Origin of the sequence: Bacillus sp. FSL K6-2431 (genome assembly GCF_038005165.1) — a bacterium.
GTDB lineage: Bacteria > Bacillota > Bacilli > Bacillales > Bacillaceae > Bacillus > Bacillus pumilus.
In genome coordinates this window covers 2,408,722-2,427,722 of record NZ_JBBOSQ010000001.1, presented here as the reverse complement: position 1 = coordinate 2,427,722, position 19,001 = coordinate 2,408,722, and the positions used below count along the sequence as shown (strand labels likewise).

21 protein-coding genes are annotated in these 19,001 nt (G+C 42.6%); 8 read left to right on the top strand and 13 right to left on the bottom strand.

Features of this window, described 5'->3' with window-relative positions:
• Positions 1 to 3: 3 nt before the first annotated feature.
• The 3 genes from MHH40_RS12095 to pta form a co-directional block, all read right to left on the bottom strand.
• Complete coding sequence (locus MHH40_RS12095) at positions 4 to 675, bottom strand: RraA family protein (RefSeq protein ID WP_080984763.1); 672 nt, start codon at positions 673 to 675, stop codon at positions 4 to 6.
• A gap of 143 nt (positions 676 to 818) precedes the next feature.
• Positions 819 to 1,670, bottom strand: coding sequence for a MurR/RpiR family transcriptional regulator (locus MHH40_RS12090; protein WP_050944480.1), 852 nt, complete (start codon positions 1,668 to 1,670; stop codon positions 819 to 821).
• A 133-nt stretch (positions 1,671 to 1,803) separates the two neighbouring features.
• Complete coding sequence (pta, locus tag MHH40_RS12085; RefSeq protein ID WP_003215086.1) at positions 1,804 to 2,775, bottom strand: phosphate acetyltransferase; 972 nt, start codon at positions 2,773 to 2,775, stop codon at positions 1,804 to 1,806.
• Positions 2,776 to 3,015: 240 nt separating this feature from the next.
• Here pta and hemQ point away from each other — a divergent pair, with 240 nt between their 5' ends.
• Positions 3,016 to 3,786, top strand: a complete 771-nt coding sequence (gene hemQ, locus MHH40_RS12080) for a hydrogen peroxide-dependent heme synthase (protein ID WP_003215092.1) — start codon at positions 3,016 to 3,018, stop codon at positions 3,784 to 3,786.
• 344 nt (positions 3,787 to 4,130) lie between these two features.
• Here hemQ and MHH40_RS12075 read toward each other — a convergent pair whose 3' ends face one another.
• On the bottom strand, positions 4,131 to 5,099 hold the full coding sequence (locus MHH40_RS12075; protein ID WP_106918397.1) for an alpha/beta hydrolase family protein: 969 nt from the start codon (positions 5,097 to 5,099) through the stop codon (positions 4,131 to 4,133).
• Positions 5,100 to 5,295: 196 nt separating this feature from the next.
• Between MHH40_RS12075 and MHH40_RS12070 the strand changes: the two genes are divergently transcribed.
• The gene (locus MHH40_RS12070) at positions 5,296 to 5,463 is read left to right on the top strand and encodes a hypothetical protein (protein WP_233421712.1); all 168 of its coding nucleotides are present in this window, start codon (positions 5,296 to 5,298) and stop codon (positions 5,461 to 5,463) included.
• Between the two features lie 13 nt (positions 5,464 to 5,476).
• Here MHH40_RS12070 and MHH40_RS12065 read toward each other — a convergent pair whose 3' ends face one another.
• The gene (locus tag MHH40_RS12065) at positions 5,477 to 5,956 is read right to left on the bottom strand and encodes an Lrp/AsnC family transcriptional regulator (protein WP_050944481.1); all 480 of its coding nucleotides are present in this window, start codon (positions 5,954 to 5,956) and stop codon (positions 5,477 to 5,479) included.
• A 145-nt stretch (positions 5,957 to 6,101) separates the two neighbouring features.
• Between MHH40_RS12065 and MHH40_RS12060 the strand changes: the two genes are divergently transcribed.
• From MHH40_RS12060 to MHH40_RS12035, 6 genes are all read left to right on the top strand, one after another.
• On the top strand, positions 6,102 to 7,334 hold the full coding sequence (locus MHH40_RS12060; RefSeq protein ID WP_050944482.1) for an MFS transporter: 1,233 nt from the start codon (positions 6,102 to 6,104) through the stop codon (positions 7,332 to 7,334).
• A 149-nt stretch (positions 7,335 to 7,483) separates the two neighbouring features.
• Positions 7,484 to 8,086, top strand: a complete 603-nt coding sequence (locus MHH40_RS12055; RefSeq protein ID WP_003215386.1) for a hypothetical protein — start codon at positions 7,484 to 7,486, stop codon at positions 8,084 to 8,086.
• A gap of 1 nt (position 8,087) precedes the next feature.
• Positions 8,088 to 8,795: a cupin domain-containing protein gene (locus MHH40_RS12050; protein ID WP_050944483.1), complete on the top strand. Its 708-nt coding sequence runs from the start codon at positions 8,088 to 8,090 to the stop codon at positions 8,793 to 8,795.
• Positions 8,792 to 9,553, top strand: coding sequence for an SDR family NAD(P)-dependent oxidoreductase (locus tag MHH40_RS12045; protein ID WP_050944484.1), 762 nt, complete (start codon positions 8,792 to 8,794; stop codon positions 9,551 to 9,553). The genes MHH40_RS12050 and MHH40_RS12045 overlap by 4 nt, the downstream gene beginning before the upstream one ends.
• A gap of 15 nt (positions 9,554 to 9,568) precedes the next feature.
• Positions 9,569 to 10,990, top strand: coding sequence for an ATP-grasp domain-containing protein (locus MHH40_RS12040; RefSeq protein WP_050944485.1), 1,422 nt, complete (start codon positions 9,569 to 9,571; stop codon positions 10,988 to 10,990).
• 18 nt (positions 10,991 to 11,008) lie between these two features.
• Positions 11,009 to 12,202, top strand: a complete 1,194-nt coding sequence (locus MHH40_RS12035; RefSeq protein WP_335355797.1) for an aminotransferase class I/II-fold pyridoxal phosphate-dependent enzyme — start codon at positions 11,009 to 11,011, stop codon at positions 12,200 to 12,202.
• 14 nt (positions 12,203 to 12,216) lie between these two features.
• Here the strand turns inward: MHH40_RS12035 and MHH40_RS12030 are convergent, their stop codons facing one another.
• From MHH40_RS12030 to MHH40_RS11995, 8 genes are all read right to left on the bottom strand, one after another.
• Complete coding sequence (locus MHH40_RS12030) at positions 12,217 to 13,008, bottom strand: SDR family oxidoreductase (RefSeq protein WP_324617522.1); 792 nt, start codon at positions 13,006 to 13,008, stop codon at positions 12,217 to 12,219.
• Positions 13,009 to 13,110: 102 nt separating this feature from the next.
• Entirely contained in the window at positions 13,111 to 13,566 is a 456-nt protein-coding gene (locus tag MHH40_RS12025) for a dTDP-4-dehydrorhamnose 3,5-epimerase family protein (RefSeq protein WP_003215275.1), read from the bottom strand.
• A complete protein-coding gene (gene rfbD, locus MHH40_RS12020) occupies positions 13,559 to 14,413 on the bottom strand; it encodes a dTDP-4-dehydrorhamnose reductase (protein ID WP_050944487.1) in 855 nt (284 codons plus the stop codon). The genes MHH40_RS12025 and rfbD overlap by 8 nt, the downstream gene beginning before the upstream one ends.
• A 3-nt stretch (positions 14,414 to 14,416) precedes the next feature.
• Positions 14,417 to 15,382 (bottom strand): dTDP-glucose 4,6-dehydratase, encoded by a 966-nt coding sequence (rfbB, locus tag MHH40_RS12015; RefSeq protein ID WP_284907457.1) that lies wholly within the window; start codon positions 15,380 to 15,382, stop codon positions 14,417 to 14,419.
• Complete coding sequence (locus MHH40_RS12010; RefSeq protein ID WP_050944489.1) at positions 15,379 to 16,119, bottom strand: sugar phosphate nucleotidyltransferase; 741 nt, start codon at positions 16,117 to 16,119, stop codon at positions 15,379 to 15,381. The genes rfbB and MHH40_RS12010 overlap by 4 nt, the downstream gene beginning before the upstream one ends.
• Positions 16,120 to 16,121: 2 nt before the next feature.
• A complete protein-coding gene (locus MHH40_RS12005; RefSeq protein WP_340901124.1) occupies positions 16,122 to 17,150 on the bottom strand; it encodes a PseG/SpsG family protein in 1,029 nt (342 codons plus the stop codon).
• Positions 17,147 to 17,887: a glycosyltransferase family protein gene (locus tag MHH40_RS12000; RefSeq protein ID WP_340901123.1), complete on the bottom strand. Its 741-nt coding sequence runs from the start codon at positions 17,885 to 17,887 to the stop codon at positions 17,147 to 17,149. Before MHH40_RS12000 ends, MHH40_RS12005 begins: the two co-directional genes overlap by 4 nt.
• Positions 17,877 to 19,001 carry an N-acetylneuraminate synthase family protein gene (locus tag MHH40_RS11995; protein WP_327839477.1) on the bottom strand — a complete coding sequence of 375 codons (1,125 nt, stop codon included), beginning with the start codon at positions 18,999 to 19,001 and terminating at the stop codon, positions 17,877 to 17,879. Before MHH40_RS11995 ends, MHH40_RS12000 begins: the two co-directional genes overlap by 11 nt.

Here is a 19,001-nt window from a genome sequence, read left to right as displayed (position 1 = left end):
CCCCTATCTCTGGAATTTTTTCATTCTGCCCTCTAGCCATGCAGGCGCTAAGAGACTGATATCCTGCTTTCCTTCGCTCATATAATGTTGAATGGTTTTTAATCTTTGATGTTCATATGCTTGTTTCTCTTCAGCCAACGACAGCATCTCTTCTGCTTTCTCCTTCGGAACAATCACCACTCCATCATCATCTGCAATGACTAAGTCACCTGGTGATACTTTGACCCCTCCACACGAGATGATTCCATTCAATTCACCAGGCCCATCCTTAAAAGGTCCATTCGGCGTGAATCCCTTACTATAGATTGGAAAAGCTAATTCCTCTAAAGCGACTTTATCGCGGACAAGACCGTCGATCACGATTCCTTCTATTCCAACAGCTTTTGCTGAACCGGCCATCAATTCTCCTAAATATGCGTGACCCCTATGATCTTTCCCATCAACGATGAGTACATCGCCTACTTGTGCAGAATAAATCGCTTGGTGAAGAAACAGATTATCTCCTGGCCGTAAGCTCACGGTAAAAGCTGTGCCGACTACATTCATGCCTCTCGCAACTGGTTTGATTTGATGATCCATCGCGCCGGTGCATCCCATCACGTCTGACAACAAGGTTGAGTTAAGCTTTCTTGCCCTAGCTATAAGATCATTTGACACGAAATGAACAGTACTCATTGTTTCCATCATCCCCTTCGAGTTATATTCATTACATTTAATTCATTTAAAGTAATATATATTACTTTCGTGATATGATCATACCATCTCATTTTTAATTAGTAAAGCGCTTTCAAAAAAATAAAAAATGAGTCCCCACACGACTATTGTGTTGTGTGATAACTCATTTTCGTTAACATATGATTGATTTGATCTAAACGTGGTTTTGTTCTTTCTGGATCATTCATCGCTAATGCACTTAAGATGAAATCGACGATAAAGATAGCAGATACGACAGAGTTATGAGAGCCTACACTTGCTGAGGAACACGGTAATACATATTGTGCATATTTAGTTAGTGGAGAGCTGTAGCTGTCTGTAATTAAAAGGACTTCCACCCCATAAGACTTTGCTGCTTCCATCAAATCCTTCATACGCTTTGCATAACGCGGATAGCTGACCGCTATAATGAAATCACTCGAGTTGAAATGAACCAAATCATCCACCCAGTCACTTTGATCTGCATCAATATACTGGCAATTCCCCAATAGCCGATTGATTCCTAACGACATGTATTCGCCAACAGGTCTTCCACTTCGGACACTTGTACACAAAACGTGGCGCGCATTGGCTATTTTCCCAACAATTTGCTGAAAGGTTTCTTCCGTGATATTGTCCAATGCGTACTGGATATTTTGAAATTGCAATTCTACATGGTTATGCAGGAGCTTACTCTTATTTGAATGCTTGAGATTCGCCTCAAGTCTTGTTTGAGGGTCAGCTTTATGCTTCATCGCTGATTGAAGCTCTTTTTGAAACTCAGAAAAACCAGAATACCCCACAGCAGCAGAGAAGCGCATGATGGTTGCTGTACTCGTCCCGACTTTTGACGCCAATTTATCGACAGTTAAAAAAGCGACCTCCATTGGATGTTGTACGATATAATCTGCAATTTTCCTCTGTGCATCGGTTAAAAAAGCGACCTTATGCTGAAGCTTATGTATTAAATCCTCCATTTTAGCACCTGCCCATCCTATCGGCTTTATCTACGATCAGATTGTTTTCTTTCTATATTGTACACATTTGTCCAAAATAAAAAAACAGCCAGCACGAATCTATCGCGCTGACTGCTTTAGCCGAGATGCTATTTTATAGTGCTTGAGCTGCTGTGATAAGCGCAAGGTTGTAAACGTCTTCAGCATTACAGCCTCTTGAAAGGTCATTTACTGGTTGGTTTAAGCCTTGCAAGATTGGACCTACAGCTTCAAAGTTACCTAAGCGCTGTGCAATTTTGTAGCCGATGTTTCCAGCTTCTAGGCTAGGGAAAACAAATACGCTAGCATCGCCTTTAATGACGGAATCTGGTGCTTTTTTCGCTGCTACTGAAGGAACGAAAGCTGCATCAAATTGGAATTCTCCATCAAGTACAAGCTCAGGTGCCTTTTCTTTTGCAATACGAACTGCTTCAGAAACTTTTTCTGTTTCGTCTGATTTTGCTGAGCCTTTAGTAGAGAAGCTAAGCATTGCCACACGTGGTTCGATGTCGAACATTTTGGCTGTGTTTGCACTTTCGATCGCAATTTCAGCTAGATCTTGGCTATCTGGTGCAATGTTGATTGCACAATCAGCAAACACATATTGCTCTTCGCCACGAGCCATGATGAAGACGCCAGATGTTTTCTTTACGCCTTCTTTTGTTTTAATGATTTGAAGTGCTGGGCGTACTGTGTCAGCAGTTGAGTGTGCTGCACCGCTCACAAGTCCGTCTGCAAGACCTTTGTACACAAGCATCGTACCGAAGTAGTTTTCATCTAGTAATGCTTTTCTTGCTTGCTCTTCTGTTGCTTTGCCTTTACGTCTTTCTACGAAAGCTTGTACAAGCTCTTCAAAACCTTCATATGTATGAGGATCATACACGTCAACACCATCAAGTGTAAGACCTAATTCTTTTGCTTTTGCTTCAACTTCTTGTGTTTTACCTACAACAATTGGCTGCAAGACTTTGCCATCTGCTAGTTTTTGAACGGCTGTTAGAATGCGTTCGTCCATTCCCTCAGGAAAAACGATCTTTACTCCTTTACCTGCAACCTTTTCCTGAACTGTTGAAAAAATATCTGCCACTTATATACCCTCCTTGATTTTACAAAAAAAGCGTTCTCTTTCAAGCATACTCTTCTTCTACATAAATTCAAACTACCAACTTACATTATAGCGCTTACAAATTAAATTCATATTTTTCAAACTAATTTAATCAATTTCCATAAAAGCTGACTTCGTCGTTCAAGTTTTGATCACATCTCCATTTGGACAAACTATGTTATAGTTGGAACAGATGGAAAACTGTAAATAGGAGTGAAATAAATGAGCGAACAACATACAACCAATGAAGCAGCTCAAACACTAGACGGCTGGTATGCACTGCATGATTTTAGAACCTTTGACTGGACAGCTTGGAAGCTGCTGACAAGTGATGAGCGCCAAGCGATTCTTCATGAGTTCACAGGTCTATTAGAAAAATGGAAAACAGCTGAGCACGATAAGGCTGGAAGCCAAACAATCTATAGTATTGTCGGCCAAAAAGCAGATATTATGCTCATGATTTTGCGTCCAACCATGGAAGAACTGGGTGAAATTGAACTTGAATTCAACAAGACACGACTAGCAGAGTTTACGATCCCAGCTTATTCATACGTTTCAGTTGTTGAACTTAGCAACTACTTAGCAGGAGGCGGAGATGGCGGAGACCCTTACGAGAACCCGCATGTACGTGCACGTCTATACCCAGAGCTCCCTTCTTCTCAATACGTGTGCTTCTATCCAATGGATAAAAGACGTTCCGGCAACGACAACTGGTACATGCTCTCTATGGATGAGCGTAAATCACTCATGAGAAGCCATGGCTTAATCGGCCGCAGCTATGCTGGTAAAGTAAAGCAGATCATTACAGGCTCCGTCGGTTTTGATGATTATGAGTGGGGCGTCACTCTTTTCTCTGACGATGTGCTTCAATTCAAAAAATTGGTTTATGAAATGCGCTTTGATGAAGTCAGTGCACGCTACGGCGAATTTGGTTCCTTCTTTGTCGGAAACCGCTTAGCAAACGAGCAGCTGGCGTCTTATTTTCATGTATGATAAACTCTTAAGGCTTCGGATCTTTCCGAAGCCTTTTTATGTATTTTTTAGAAAGGTGATCACATCATGAAAAACTTCCCCATCGCTATTTTTACTTTAACGCTCGGTGCGTTTTCGATTGGTATGACTGAATTTGTCATCAAGTGTTGGAACAATAACTAGACATGTATAAACCTTTTGTCTTTTGCTTGTTATACTCTTTTCTGTATATACTGCATAAACCATCAAACCTATTGAAATAAAGACATAGTGTAAGACCCATAAAGAAAGAACTACATGATGTGTTTGCCATTGAGAAAATTCCGTATACGGCCCTCAGCAATGCAGTTAGGATGAACATCATTTTATTTCTTTAGCCTACTTTCAATAAATTGAAGTGTGTCAGCTGCTATTCTCTTTCTAGATAGAACAATTCCAGCATGCCCACAACTGTATACGTGCCTTTTAGGTTGATTCCAGCTATTCCACAGAGTATCAGCATCGTTTATGTCGATATACATGTCATATTTTCCTGATATTAAGAGTACATTTTCTTTGTCTATGAGAAGTTTTGCTTTACTAGGGTTCATAATGTCCCAAGCTTTGTCGAGTTCTTCATACGTTGTTCCATGTTCCTCCAGATCTCTTCGTATATACTTCCCAGGAAGAGTGTTCCAGATGGAATGCGCAATATTATTCGCATAAAAAGCTGATACAACAATATTCACGTCTTTCTCGACTGTTGCTAATAAGTTTGTTAGCCACCCTCCTAAACTAATACCAACTACGATTATTTCCCCACCTTCATTTTCCTTAATCCATTTAATCAGCCCTCTAAGTTCAACAATAGCTTGCTGGGAGGATTGCACTGTTCGACTTATATTGGCGCTAATCATGTGTTCACCTGAATATGTTGAATTTTGTGGTTCCCTATCGAAATGATAAGGCAGCGTGTAGTAATACATATTCCAATCATAATTTTTAACGATTTTATCGTGATAAATCTTCTTAATCCTGTCGTATGAATCCATGCGCCATCCATGTACGAAGATTATATTGGGCTTGTGCTTAGACTCTTTTCGTAAAAACACTTCCCCAGTAACCTTGTCATTCCTATCTACACCAGATCTGATGCTTGAATGAAAAGAAAATATCCCACTTTTTAAGTTTGCTGTATGGTTATTGATTTGAAATTCTAAATCAATTGGCTGAGCACTAAAAAAATGATCCCTATTACCAACGTCAATAGGCAAATTATTATAGTGACTTTCTTTGCTCCTTGTTCTGTGCATATCCATTAATGCTGCGTAATCTATTACTTTTAAAAGCTTCAAAAGAATTAACTCCTCTAATCTCAAATTATTACTATAAAAAAAGGTTATTTTTTTAGAAACATGAGTTTAAAGATTAATATAAATCCACAATCAACAAACTCACATCAGCCATAATACCTTATTAACAATTCACATTTTTATAAATATATTTAGTCTGTTTAAGATATCTTGGAATACAGAATTTTATTTTCTATATATGCCCTCAGCCATTATCGGGAATGCCGGCGGTGCAGCGCTTGGCGGTCTTGCCATCGAAATCACACATTTACAGCTTGTTCCGTTATTTGCTGCAGCTGTAACCTTCATTGGACTTATCATTACGATCATGAGCTATCAGTCAGATAAACGAACAAAAAGGGCCTGAGTCAGGTCCTTTTTTACTTCACCACGGTCATTTCTGGCTCTTCTATTTGTTTCACACGTTCCTGAATGGGATGAGAAAAAGAGTGCCCTGATAAGACGATATGAGATACTGTTTTTGTAAACCCAGACACTGCCTGAATAAAGGCTTCAATTTCTTCAAGGGAAGCGACTGACAGCTTAATGAAAAAGCATGACTGCCCTGCCACTCGATAAGCAAAAAAAGCGCGTGGGTGCTGATTCATAAAAGCCACAAAACGTTGATACTCCCCGTTTAGCACTGTGACTTCCAGCAGGCAGTCAATCATAAGCCCTAATTTTTTATAGTTAACCTGAACCGAATACCCTTCGATAATCCCTGCATCTTCTAATTTACGCACTCTTTCTGCTACCGCAGGGGCGGATAAATTGACTCTTTTGGACAATTCCCTCATAGATAAGCGGGCATCTTCTTTCAATTCATTTAAAATATGCACATCAACATCGGTGATTTTCATTCGTACCTCTCCTATCCAAAAATCGTTCCATTTGAAAAGTATTTTATGATAATACTTATGATGCGAAATGTAAAATAAAACTAAATAATGGTAGAATTTATTTTAACGGAATTGAATGAAAAAGCAAGTTTGGAGGGATCACCTGATGAAAGAATCTTTAGACAGCCAGGCTTCTAAAACATTTCCCATCACACTTGCCATTGCGCTCACACTTGGCGTCTTTGCGGCGGGATCGGAAGAACTGGTGATTTCACCACTGCTGCCTGATTTATCAAACTCTTTTCAGCACTCTCTTGATATTCTCGCCCTTTCCATCAGCATTTATGGGTTAGCTGTGCTGGTTGGAGCCCCGCTGCTTGTTCCTTTAGGGGACCGGTATTCAAGGGAGCTATGCCTGATTATCGGGCTTTCTTTCTTTTTGATTGGCACCGTAATGTGTGCGGCTGCCCCGAATCTGGCCGTATTTTTTGCAGGCCGTGCTATTTCTGGGCTGGCGACCGGTGTATTTGTGCCAACAGCCTATGCGCTCGTGGGTGACCGGGTTCCTTATGAATATCGAGGCAAAGTGATGGGGCTCATTGTGTCGAGTTGGTCTCTTTCTCTTGTCCTTGGTGTACCAATTGGCGCCTTCATCGGGCAGAGTTTAAACTGGCGATGGACCTTTTGGATTTTCGCCATCATGAGTCTCATTGTCCTGCTGCTCGTCATCCTTGAATCTCGTAAACAAACCGCCACAGCGAATACAGGAACACCTCAAGCTAGGGAGAAAGCTGGCTCTTTATGGGGAGCTTTGAAAATTGATCGTGTCCCCGCCTATTTGACCGTGACATTTTGTAATATGCTTGGATTTTATGGCATGTACTCGTTTTTAGGAGCGTATCTACAAAGTTTGTTTTCTGGAGGGCAATCGACGGCAGGACTTCTGATCATGGCTTACGGTGTCGGTTTTTCCATGAGTGTATTTACAGGGAAATTAGCAGACTGGTTTGGCAAAACTCGTTCTCTTTTCTTTGTGCTGGGCGGCATTACGCTCGTTCTCGCCTTACTTCCTTATGCTCCTTTCTCATGGACATTGCTGATTTTTGCCCTATTTATTTGGGGTGCCATGCAAAGTTTATCTGTCACGCTTTTGAGCACTGTTCTAAGTGACTGCTCCCAAACCCACCGAGGCAAAGTGATGGCTTTTTACAGCCTTGCGTCCAATCTTGCCGTTATGCTTGGTTCCGCTCTTATGGGACCTGTCTATGTCCATTTCGGCTATCATACGGTAGGGCTTGTATGTGCTCTCGTTACGCTTGTTGGTTTTCTTATTAGCTTCGTCAGCTATAAACGTGAACGAACCTTACAGCAGAAACATAAAAACACATTTGAAACGTAAGTTCAATTCACTGCACATCTAGGTATGTGCAGTTTTTTAGATCAATTTTTAATATCATCATAAAATACATTTTTTATAAATTTTGTTGACAATTGCCAATTTTATTTTTTATAATCTAGTAAAAATTTGAAAAAGATTGGATGGTAAACATGATCTTAAAGAATGATGTTTTTCATTTCAAAGAAGAGCCCATCGTTTCACCTAAGATGTTTACAGTCAATACACTAGGCCCTAAGGGGACAAGCAGTGAATACGCAGCAAAACACTTCATCTCTCATTCCACCACTACTCTCGGCACTCATACGAAACTATCCCTTTATGACACATTCGAAACTTGCATTGAACATACTCTCTCTCACGCACTCCAATACACTCTCGTTCCACACGCATACGAAGGAATCAAACACTTCTACATGAGACCTGACCTGCAGCTCTTACAAATTTTCAGATGTGACACACCCATGTATGGCTTGGCTGTCAGACCAGATTTTCCATTTCAAGAACAAATGCTTCACCATTTAAAAATTGTCTCTCACCCTGCACCTGTCAATTTGATTCAATATTTCATTCACCAAAATGCTGAATTTGAGCTAGTCAATTCGACAAGTACTGCCGCACAAAAAGTAAGAGACGGCGAATTTGATTTCGCTTTAACCAATGAGGTAGCCAGAGCCACATATGGCCTCACCTTCGTTCGAACGTTTAAAAGTATTCCTATGAGCTGGTCCATATTCGGAAAAGGAGAGATATAATATGCAAACTGAACAAAAAACGCAAGAACGATATTTTCCACAAGCCAAAAAAATAGAATGGGAGAATGGTGTCACACAATATTCCACGGTCAGAGGTGATACGGAAGTGCTCATCTCATACGTCCCTCCTCACACGATCATTAAACCTCACGAGCATCCCGAAGCACAAATCGGCATCGTATTAAAAGGCGAGCTTCAAATGACAGTCGGCCCATCGACCCAATTGCTTACCCCTTTAGAATCAGCGTATATCGCACCACCTTTTGTCCCTCACGGCGCTTCTAACCTGACAGATGAAGAAGTGATTGCTATTGATATTAAGAGATTAAAAGATGGCGAGGAATACACGGCGCCTCCTACTTATTTCTTAGACATTTTCAAAACACGAGATTTACTTCCTGGCATGGAAGTGACCTTTTTTGTTGAGGATTGGATGGAGCTCATGATAGCCAACATTCCTGGAAATGGCGGAGAAATGCCTTTTCACAAACACCGGAATGAACAAATCGGCATTTGCATTAGCGGAGGTTATGATATGACGATTGAAGGCTTTACAGAGAAAATGGAATTTGGTACTACCTACTTTTGTGACCCTAGGGAAGACCACGGTGCGATAAATCCAAAGCTGGAAGCATCAAAGTCTATTAATCTCTTCTTCCCTCCCCGCTATAATCGGTTGAAGCCAAAAGCGTCTAAGGTGAAGAAATGAACCTCGATGGAAAAGTCGTCCTGATTACAGGAGGTGCATCGGGAATTGGGCTTGCTGCAGTCAAGCTTTTCCTTGAGCACGGAGCAAAAGTCGCAGTGGCTGACATCAATGAAAAAAGCGGCAAACAGCTCGTCGAATCATTGGCGCACGAGCATGTTGCGTTTTTCAAAACAGATATTACGAATGAGTCTGACTGTCAAAAAACCGTTCAGTCTGTGCTGACCCAGTTTGGGACAATCGATGTGCTGATTAACAATGCAGGCATTGAAATTGTCTCTCCCGTTCACGAGATGACACTAGAGGATTGGAACCACATTGTACAGGTCAACCTGACGGGTGTATTTCTCATGAGTAAGCATGCTTTGCCGCATATGCTTGAAAAAAAAAGCGGAAGTATTATCAATACCGGATCTGTCGGGGGTCTTGTCGGCTGGCCTGACATCCCTGCCTATAACGCAACAAAGGGCGGTGTCATCCAGCTCACCAAATCGATGGCGGTCGACTATGCCGCCCATCAAATCAGAGTGAACTGTATCGCCCCAGGCATTATTGATACACCATTAAATGAAAAATCCTTTTCAGACAATCATTCAGAAAGCCTTGAGGTTGTTAAAAAGGAAAAAGCAAAGGTGAACCCATTACTTCGTCTCGGAAAACCCGAAGAAATTGCGAGCGTCATGCTGTTTCTCGCCTCTGATCTATCCAGCTATATGACTGGAAGTGTTGTCACAGCAGATGGCGGTTACACCGCTAGATAAAAAGGAGTGCTTTCATTGAGTAAAAAAACCGTACTTGTCATTGCTGATCTAGGAGGATGCCCGCCCCATATGTTTTACGAAAGCGTGGCTGCATCGTATCATATCGTTTCTTATATCCCGAGACCTTTTGCTATTACAAAGGGACACGCTGAGCTAATCGAAAAATACTCTATTGCGGTCATCAAAGATCGAGATTATTTTGACAAAAACCCTTCTTTTGAACACCCAGATTCGATTTACTGGGCACATGATGATTATCTAAAATCCGAGGAAGAGGTGGTGGACGACCTAGTTCGCGTCGCTTCCTTTTTCAAAGCGGATGCGATCACCACCAATAATGAATTATTCATTGCACCAATGGCAAAAGCCGCTGAGCGACTTAGGCTGCGCGGCGCTGGGGTAAAGGCGGCTGAATTAGCGCGTGATAAAAGCCAAATGAGGGCTGCATTCAACGCGGCTGGGGTCAAAGCAGTAAAAACTCAGCCTGTCACGACTTTAGCTGATTTTCAGCAAGCCATTGAACATATTGGTACACCGCTTATTTTAAAGCCTACATATTTAGCAAGCTCCATTGGCGTGACCCTTTTTCATGACCGATCCGGCAGTGATGATCTCTTTTTAAACGTACAATCCTATTTGCAAACCATTCCCGTTCCAAACGCTGTGACGTATGAAGCACCGTTTGTCGCTGAAACGTACTTAGAGGGGGCTTACGAGGATTGGTATCAAGACGACGGCTATTCTGATTATGTCAGTGTAGAAGGATTAGTTGTTGAGGGTGAATATATCCCTTTTGTCATTCATGATAAGACCCCTCAAATCGGCTTTACAGAAACGGCTCATATCACTCCGTCGATCCTAGACAATGAAGCACAGCAAATCATCATTGAGGCAGCGAAGAAAGCAAATGAAGGATTAGGTCTTGAAAACTGTGCCACTCATACAGAAATCAAGCTTATGAAACATCGAGAAACCGGACTGATCGAATCAGCAGCTAGATTTGCTGGCTGGAATATGATTCCGAATATCAAAAAGGTCTTTGGGGTGGATATGGCTAAGTTGCTGATTGATGTATTAGTCGATGGAAAAAAAGCTAATTTGCCAAAAGAACTACTTTCTGGACATACGCATTATGTAGCAGACTGTCATTTATACCCTCAGCATTTCAAAGAGAGCGGACACATTCCGCCTGAGGCCACACACATCACCATTGATCATGTGCATATTCCGCAGGACACTTTAGTTGGAGATACTGTCATCATCAGCGAATCTGTCCCACCTAAAGGAACCTTTGTAGATCTATCTTTATTTGAAGCATTTAATGGCATCGTGTCTCTTGAATTAAAAGGGTCGTCTTCTCAGGATGTTGCCGCCTCCATCCGTAACATTCAAAAGCAGGCAGCCATTCAGTTAATGGATGAATTAGTGAAGGGATAAGAAAGAGAGGATGTCGTGGTGAAGATCTTACCATCTAACATGATTGAACGGCTGCCAGAACAAAAATTTGGAACCGTATTTGAGAAAATTGCGCATAAAACACAACACGGAGCGAACATTGTGAACCTTGGTCAGGGAAATCCTGATCTTCCTACTCCGGCGCACATTGTGAATGCCCTTCAAGAGGCAGCAGGCTCTTTGCAATTTCAGCAATATGCACCTTTTAGAGGCTTTGACTTTTTCAAGCAAGCCATTGCAGATTTCTACAGAAAGGAATTCGGCATTGAGGTTGACCCGAAGAAGGAAATTGCCCTTTTCAATGGAGGAAAAACAGGGCTTTATGTGATGAGTCAGTGCCTGCTTGATCCAGGGAACATTGCCCTCGTCCCCGATCCGGGATACCCAGAATATCATTCAGGTATCTTGATGGCGGACGCAAAGCCACATTGCATCCAGCTTGAAAAGAAAAATGGTTATTTGCCGAATTTCTCTTCAATTGATCCAGACGTGTTAAAAAAGGCAAAGGTGCTTTTCTTAAATTATCCGAATAACCCAACTGGTGCTGTGGCGAATGAAGCTTTTTTTGAAGAGGCTGCAGAATTTGCGTCCGCTCACGATCTGCATGTGATTCATGATTTTGCTTATGGTTCCTTTCATTATGAGCAAAAACCAGTGAGCTTTCTAAAGGCTCCTCTTGGGAAAAACGTAGGAGTGGAATTATATTCTTTATCCAAAACATTCAATATGGCAGGATGGAGAGTCGCTTTTGCTGTAGGCAATGAGGACATCATTCATGCCATTAACGCCTTCCAGGATCATGTGTTTGTCAGTATGTATGGTGGATTTCAACATGCCGCCACCGTCGCTTTACAAAGTGATGACTGTCATATTCAATCATTGAAAGAAGTCTACATTGAACGAATGGCTTTCTTCATCCGTCAAGCGGAGAAGCAGCTTGGCTGGACCATTGAACGTCCAGCCGGCGCCTTTTATTTGTGGGCACCGATTCCTGATGATTTCGAGGATTCTCATGCATTTGCCGACTATTTACTCGAGCATGCAAATGTCGTCGTGACGCCTGGGGGTGTGTTTGGAACACAAGGAAGACATCATGTCCGCATCTCAATGGTGGCGCCAATTGAACAGCTTGCCCTTTTTATCGATCGGCTGCATATACTGCCGATTCGTTTTCATCAAAAAACCCGCATATAGCGGGTTTTTCATATTTATATACTTTTCATCGAACCACCATCGACAGATATTTGCTGTCCGGTGAGATACGAGGCTTCCTCTGAAGCAATAAATGCCGCCAATGAAGCCATTTCACTCGCTGAACCTACTCTTTGCATCGGGATTCCTGACGCAACAGCCTGTACAGCTTCTTCCCGTGATAATGACTGCTCACGCATCATGTTTTCGATAAACTGTTCATATCGATCTGTAGCAATAAATCCTGGGTTTAAACAATTCACTGTGATCCCTGAAGGCGCAAGCTGTGTGGCTGCATTTTTACTAGCATTGATAATCGCTGCATTCATCATACTGTTCGTAAACATTTGATCACCAGGTTCCTTCCAAAGGTTCCCGACAATTTGAATGATCCGGCCATATTCATGTCTTTTCATCATCGCTGCCGCACGTTTCATCATATCAATGTACGCTAGGGCTTTCTGAGAAAATGCTGCCAGCATCTGCTCACTTTCACATGAATTAAAAGTATCTGGCTTCCCTCCTGGAATGTTATTAATCAACACATCCAGTCTGCCAAACTCTTGATCTATTGCCGAAAAGGCCTCAGCTCGCACTCCTTCATGCGACATATCACCACAGAAAAGAGACACTGGCTCCTTTGTTTCTGCCATACGCTCAATATGCTGCCGCGCATCTTCTAGTAAGGATTGATTTCTAGAATTGATGATGACCTTTACATGGTCCTGGGCGGCAAGCTTTATGGCGATTGCCTTTCCAATCCCTGTACTTGCCCCTGTTACAAATGCAATTCTTTTAGACAAACTCATCCACATCCCTTTTCTGCTTAACTTATAAAAATACATAAAATGACACTTATAGAATGTATTTCAACAAAAAAAGACCTTTCTCCTGCGAAAGGCCTTTGTTCTTTATTTAAATGTCGTTTCCCAATCAAATCCGATTGTCTCGTCATTCCAAGCGATTCTCTTTTCATCTGGGTTTTTCGGGTCATAGGATTCTGTCGTGAAATAGACAATTTGCAGCGGCGTCTCGCCTAGTACCCGGTAGCCATGTGCGACACCCTTTGGGATGAGGAGGAGCATTGGATTGTCTTCCCCCATATAATACACATCGGTTTGACCCTTTGTAGGAGAGTCCTCACGCAAATCGTATAAAACGACCTGAGCATGACCTGCCGGGAAAAACCAAACGTCATCTTGCTTTTCATGATAATGAAAGGCTTTGATCACACCTGGAAAGCTTTTCGACCACGATGCCTGCCCAAAACGTTGCAGCATGGGCTCATCATCTCGAATGAGCTCTGCAAAAAAGCCGCGATCATCACAATGTTTCATGAGTTTTTTCGTTTGTACACCATCAATCATGCTGATGCCATCTCCCTTCTTTCTGCAAAAATTCGTGAAGCGCATCCTTCCAATGTCTCGGCTTCCAGCCTGTGGCTTCAATCGCTTGAAGGTCTAACACAGAATAGGCTGGACGAGGTGTTTGGAAGCCGTACTCTTCTGTGGAAATTGGCTCAATGGTCGTAGACAGGCCGCTTTTTGTCACAATTTCTGACGCAAAGTCAAACCAGGAACAGCTTTCTCGGTTACTGACATGATAAATTCCTGCCTGTTGATCAAATAAATGAATGATGGCCTCTGCGACATCTTTTGTATAAGTAGGTGAGCCTATTTGGTCATTCACGATGCGCAAATGATCCTTTGTTTCTGCGAGCCGAAGGATGGTATTCACAAAATTATGTCCCTCATGTCCGTATAGCCACGATGTACGGATAATTTTCACTTCGTCTGATACAAGATGAAGCAATTCCTCACCAAGCTTTTTACTTTTTCCATAAATGGTGTGAGGATCTGGCTGTGCATCGACTTGGTAAGGCGTGTCTGCTTGCCCGTCAAACACATAATCTGTACTGACATGTAGCACATCAGCCCCTATGTTCTTAGCCTCCAGCGCTGTATAGTAGGCGCCAATGCCATTAACAAGATACGCCTTTTCCGTTTCTGTTTCACACTGATCTACAGAGGTATATGCTGCTGCACTGACAACAATATTAGGGCGAAAGTGTCTCATCGCGTGTCTGACTGCTTGCTGGTCTGCGATATTGAGCATGCTCCTCGTTAAGGCAATGATGGTGATGTCTTTCTCCTTGAGCTGTCTGCTCAATTCTTTCCCTAGTTGCCCGCCTGCACCGGTGATTAAAACTTTCATCCGTCACCCTTCTTCGCTCTGATCATATTTGGCATGATACCAATTGATCGTTTTTTCAATACCTGCTTCAAATGATGTCTCCTGCGTCCAGCCAAGCTCCCGTTTTAGCTTACTGGCGTCAATCGCATACCGTCTGTCATGTCCTTTACGGTCTTCAACAAACGCAATACGGTCATGACTGATCCCGAGCTGCGTCAGAATGGTTTTGGTTAAATCGAGATTCGTTTTCTCGTTGCCGCCGCCAATATTGTACACTTGCCCAGCTGTTCCGTTTTCAAGGACCTGCTTTACAGCTCTCGCATGATCCTCTACATACAGCCAATCGCGAATCTGCTTGCCGTCTCCATAAATCGGGATCTTTTCTCCATTGATTGCTTTTCTAATAATCGTCGGTATTAATTTCTCTTCATGCTGATGCGGCCCATAGTTGTTGCTACATCTTGTGATCATTGCGGGTAATTGGTGAGTGTGGATATAAGATTTTACAAGCAGGTCTGAGCTTGCCTTGCTTGCTGAATAAGGATTATTCGGTGAAAGTGGTGTTTGTTCTGTGAAAGCCGGATCATTCAGTTCCAAATCTCCATATACTTCATCTGTTGAAATATGAATAAGTTTTTTCGCCTTTCCTTTTAAGACCGCTTCAAGCATACGATAGGTACCGAGGACATTTGTTTGAATAAAAGGCTCTGCCGATTCAATACTGCGATCAACATGGGATTCCGCTGCAAAATGAATGATGGCATCATAGACTTCATCAAACGCTTGATCTAGCTCATGTTGAAGAGCGATATCCCCTTGAATAAAACGAAAATGAGACAGCTTTAATAATTCCTCCATCTCCTCTGGATGACTGGCATATGTTAACTTGTCAAAAACAGTGAGCCGGACATCTGTTTCCTGAAGCAACAGCTTCACAAAATTCAGTCCAATAAATCCAGCTCCGCCTGTAATTAAATAAGACTTCGTCATTCGTATCCCTCTTTTTTCTTCATCGTTTCAAACATTTTCGTCGATGCTTGGTGGAGAGATTCATGTGTTCCTGCATCAATCCACCACCCTTTTAACATATCATAGGTCAGCTGGCTATTTGAGATATAGAGATTGTTTACATCTGTAATCTCTAATTCGCCTCGATCTGACGGCGAGATTTTCTCAATATATTGAAAGACTTCTTGATCATAAAAATAGATACCCGTGACGCAGTAGGATGAACGCGGATGCTCCGGTTTTTCCTCAATTGATAAAATTCGGTGGTGGGTGGCATCAATTTCTGCAATACCAAACCGCTTTGGATCTGCCACTTCTTTCAACAGAACCTTCGCTCCGCTTTCTTGCTGCTGAAAGGCTTCAACAAAAGGGGTTAGCGAATCCTCAAATACATTATCACCAAGCATTAGCACAAACTTTTCCCCTTCTACAAAGGGCTTTGCGTAGGATAAGCCGTCCGAAATTCCAGAAGCTTCAGGCTGGACCTGATACACAATGTTCATCCCTAGTTCCTGATCGCCTTCAAGTAGCTTTTGAAACAGCGGGATTTGTTCTGCTTGTGATATGACCATTACATCCAATATTCCCGCTTCTTTCAATTTGAACAATGACCAATAAATCATCGGATATGGGCCAACCGGCAATAAATGCTTATTGAAAATCTTTGTTAAAGGTGCCAGTCGTGATCCCTTTCCTCCTGCTAAAATAACTCCCTTCACATCTACACATCCTTATGTTCTTTTTGGTGATGATTCATGAGGTGTATAAGAATGTTTTTCACTCGTTCGGTTCCTTTTCCATCAATGAGTGACCGTCCATTGAGATGGATGCTCCTGCGGAGAAAGTAGCTGCCGGATAGTCTGCGAGTAGCACGCCATATATCCTTTTCATCCACAAGGCGACCTAATCCAAGATGGTGACAGGCTCCCTTTTGTGCAAAACGAGTGGCTGTTACTGCTTGGTGGTCTACTTGCGAAAGGACAATGCTGGGCACTCCGATACAAACGGCCTCATATAACGTCATCCCGCCAGCAACAATCGCTAGATCGGCTTCTGCAAGACGGGCAGGTAATTGATCCGTATGACGAATGAATTGAATATGTGCAGCCTCGATTTCTTCTTCGATGCGAGAGGCTTTTCCTGTAACCGCTAGAATGTGTAAATGGCAAGCTTCGAGAAGTGCTGATACAGCCTTTGTTAATAATCCGCTTGGATCACTGCCTCCAAGGCTGATCACCACCTTCTTACATTCTTTGCGAACCTCATATGAGTCTTTTAATTTGCTGATCTCGTGATCTAACAATAAATAAGGTGTTCCATAAAAGTAGTCCGTTCCATTTACTTGCAGGTGCTTTTCATCCAGTCCACCATAAATGCCGTTTACGACAGCATCAGCAAGCTGGCAAGCTTCTGTTCTTTCTTCTTCAAATAAGACCAGTTTTGCATTTCTGGAGGACGCTTTGATCGATCGAAGGAACTGAAGGTCACAATCAAGGACATCGATTAGCAGAAGATTAGGATTTAGCTCTTTTATGTCCTGCTCCATTTGAAGGAATACGTTTGATTCCTGCACCAAATGAACGTGCCATGCTGGATGCGAGAGCATTTCTACACAAATCTGTTCATTTGTATAAAAATATAAGTCGTTTCCTTCTTGAATCAGTTCCTTTGCCAGCCGTTTCATTCTAACGACATGCCCCATCCCTCTTAAAAAACCACCGTACACAACAATCATGATTTTTTTATTCATTCAGCATCCTTCTGTCTCACAAATTGATTCAACCGAACAATATTAGGGTCTTGTTCACAAATGGCGATAAGCTCAGCCGTAGGCACAGTAATAGATCCACCGGCTTTCTCAAGTAAACGGGTAGCAAATACATAATCTTCTTCTGTATCAATCGTGAATCGATAAGCAGGATATGCGAGTTCTTTGGGCGGTGTGAATAATTGCAGTTGAAATCGATCAGGATGCTTTCGGATATACAGCGTGACATGCTCACGCTCCGGCTGCGTAAGGGGAAAATTGTCGATTTCACGTAAAATGGATGCGTCGATCATTTCCCCGGAAATACCGAGTGGCGTTCCAGTCGTATACGTATAATCAGCCTTCTTCCGTCTATGTTCTTCAAGCATTTTCGACAAAAGCGCCGGATCTATAAATGGATTATCTCCCGTTAAACGTACAATGGTTTGTGGTTGAAAATGTTGAGCTATCTTTGCGAATCGCTGCAATACATCCATCTCACTGCCACGAAATACCTTATAGCCCTTTGATAAACAATAATGAGCCAATAGATCATCTTCTGCTTCGACTGTTGTGGCGATCATGAGGTTCTGCGTTTTGTGATTGTAATGATCTGATTGCTTTACCCGTTCAACGATGAAATCGATCAATGCCATACCTCCGATCGGCTTCATCACCTTTTTTGGCAGTCTTGTTGAGCCCATTCTAGCCTGTATGACAAAGAGCACATCATTGATCATTTGTAGACTCCTGCATGAGCACATCTTTCCACGAAACCCCTGTATGGGCTGGAATGTCTCTGACAGCCTTGACGCCAAGTAAAATCTCCATGTACCGCGGATGCAGACCTTGGCTTTTTTGTCCTGGACGTAATACGGCTAGATTTTCTTCGGTCAATGTCTCGCCCTTTGCAATCCCTTTTGTCGTAAAAATCCCTCGATACGCAAATTCACGAATCTGCCCTTCAATGGCTGTTGTCGTTTTAAAAGAACTGCCAAGGAGCTCCTCTGACACAGAATGAGCGTCTGTTTCTGATTGATTTCGGTCCTTTTCTGCCGCTCGAATATGCTGAACCATTTCCTTTAATTCTTCGGGATCGAGTGCAAAGGAATGATCGGCGCCAGGCAGCGTCTTATCTATCGTAAAATGCTTTTCAATCATGGCTGCCCCAAGCTTCACAGCAGCAACAGGGGCTTCAGTAGGATGCTCACTATGATCGGAAAAGCCGATGACTGCCTCAGGAAAAGCGGCGGCTAAGGTTTGGAGCACACGAAGATTCGTATAAGCTCTAGGTGCTGGATACTTTGCGACGCAATGCATGATGGCGACCTGATCGTTTTGCACGCTTGTAACCGCCTCATATGCTTCATGAACATCTGCAATAGTGGCCCCGGCTGTTGAGAAAATGATGGGCTTTTGAAAAGAAGCTGTGTGACGCAAAAGAGGCAAATGATTGATTTCATAGGATGCCAGTTTGAAAGCTGGTGGATCGGTTTGATTTAATAAATCCGCAGATTCTTCGTCACACACTGTGCTTAAAAATATTAGCCCTTTTTCCTCACAGCGGGTTAATAACACCGGCAGCCATTCTGGCGGCAGCTCCATTTGTTCGACTAAGGAAAAAATGGACACCTCTTCTCCCTTGGCTGTTTCGTATAAACCTGGTTCCTTTTGATACATCCGATCAGCTTGGAACATTTGAAACTTCACTGCATCGGCACCTGCTTCTTTTGCCACATCAATTAAAGCAAGCGCCTGATCCAGCTTTCCATCATGGTTAATGCCTGCCTCTGCAATGATAAAGACAGGCGCGCCATCCCCCACTTTGCGATCTCCAATGTAGAAATGCGCCAT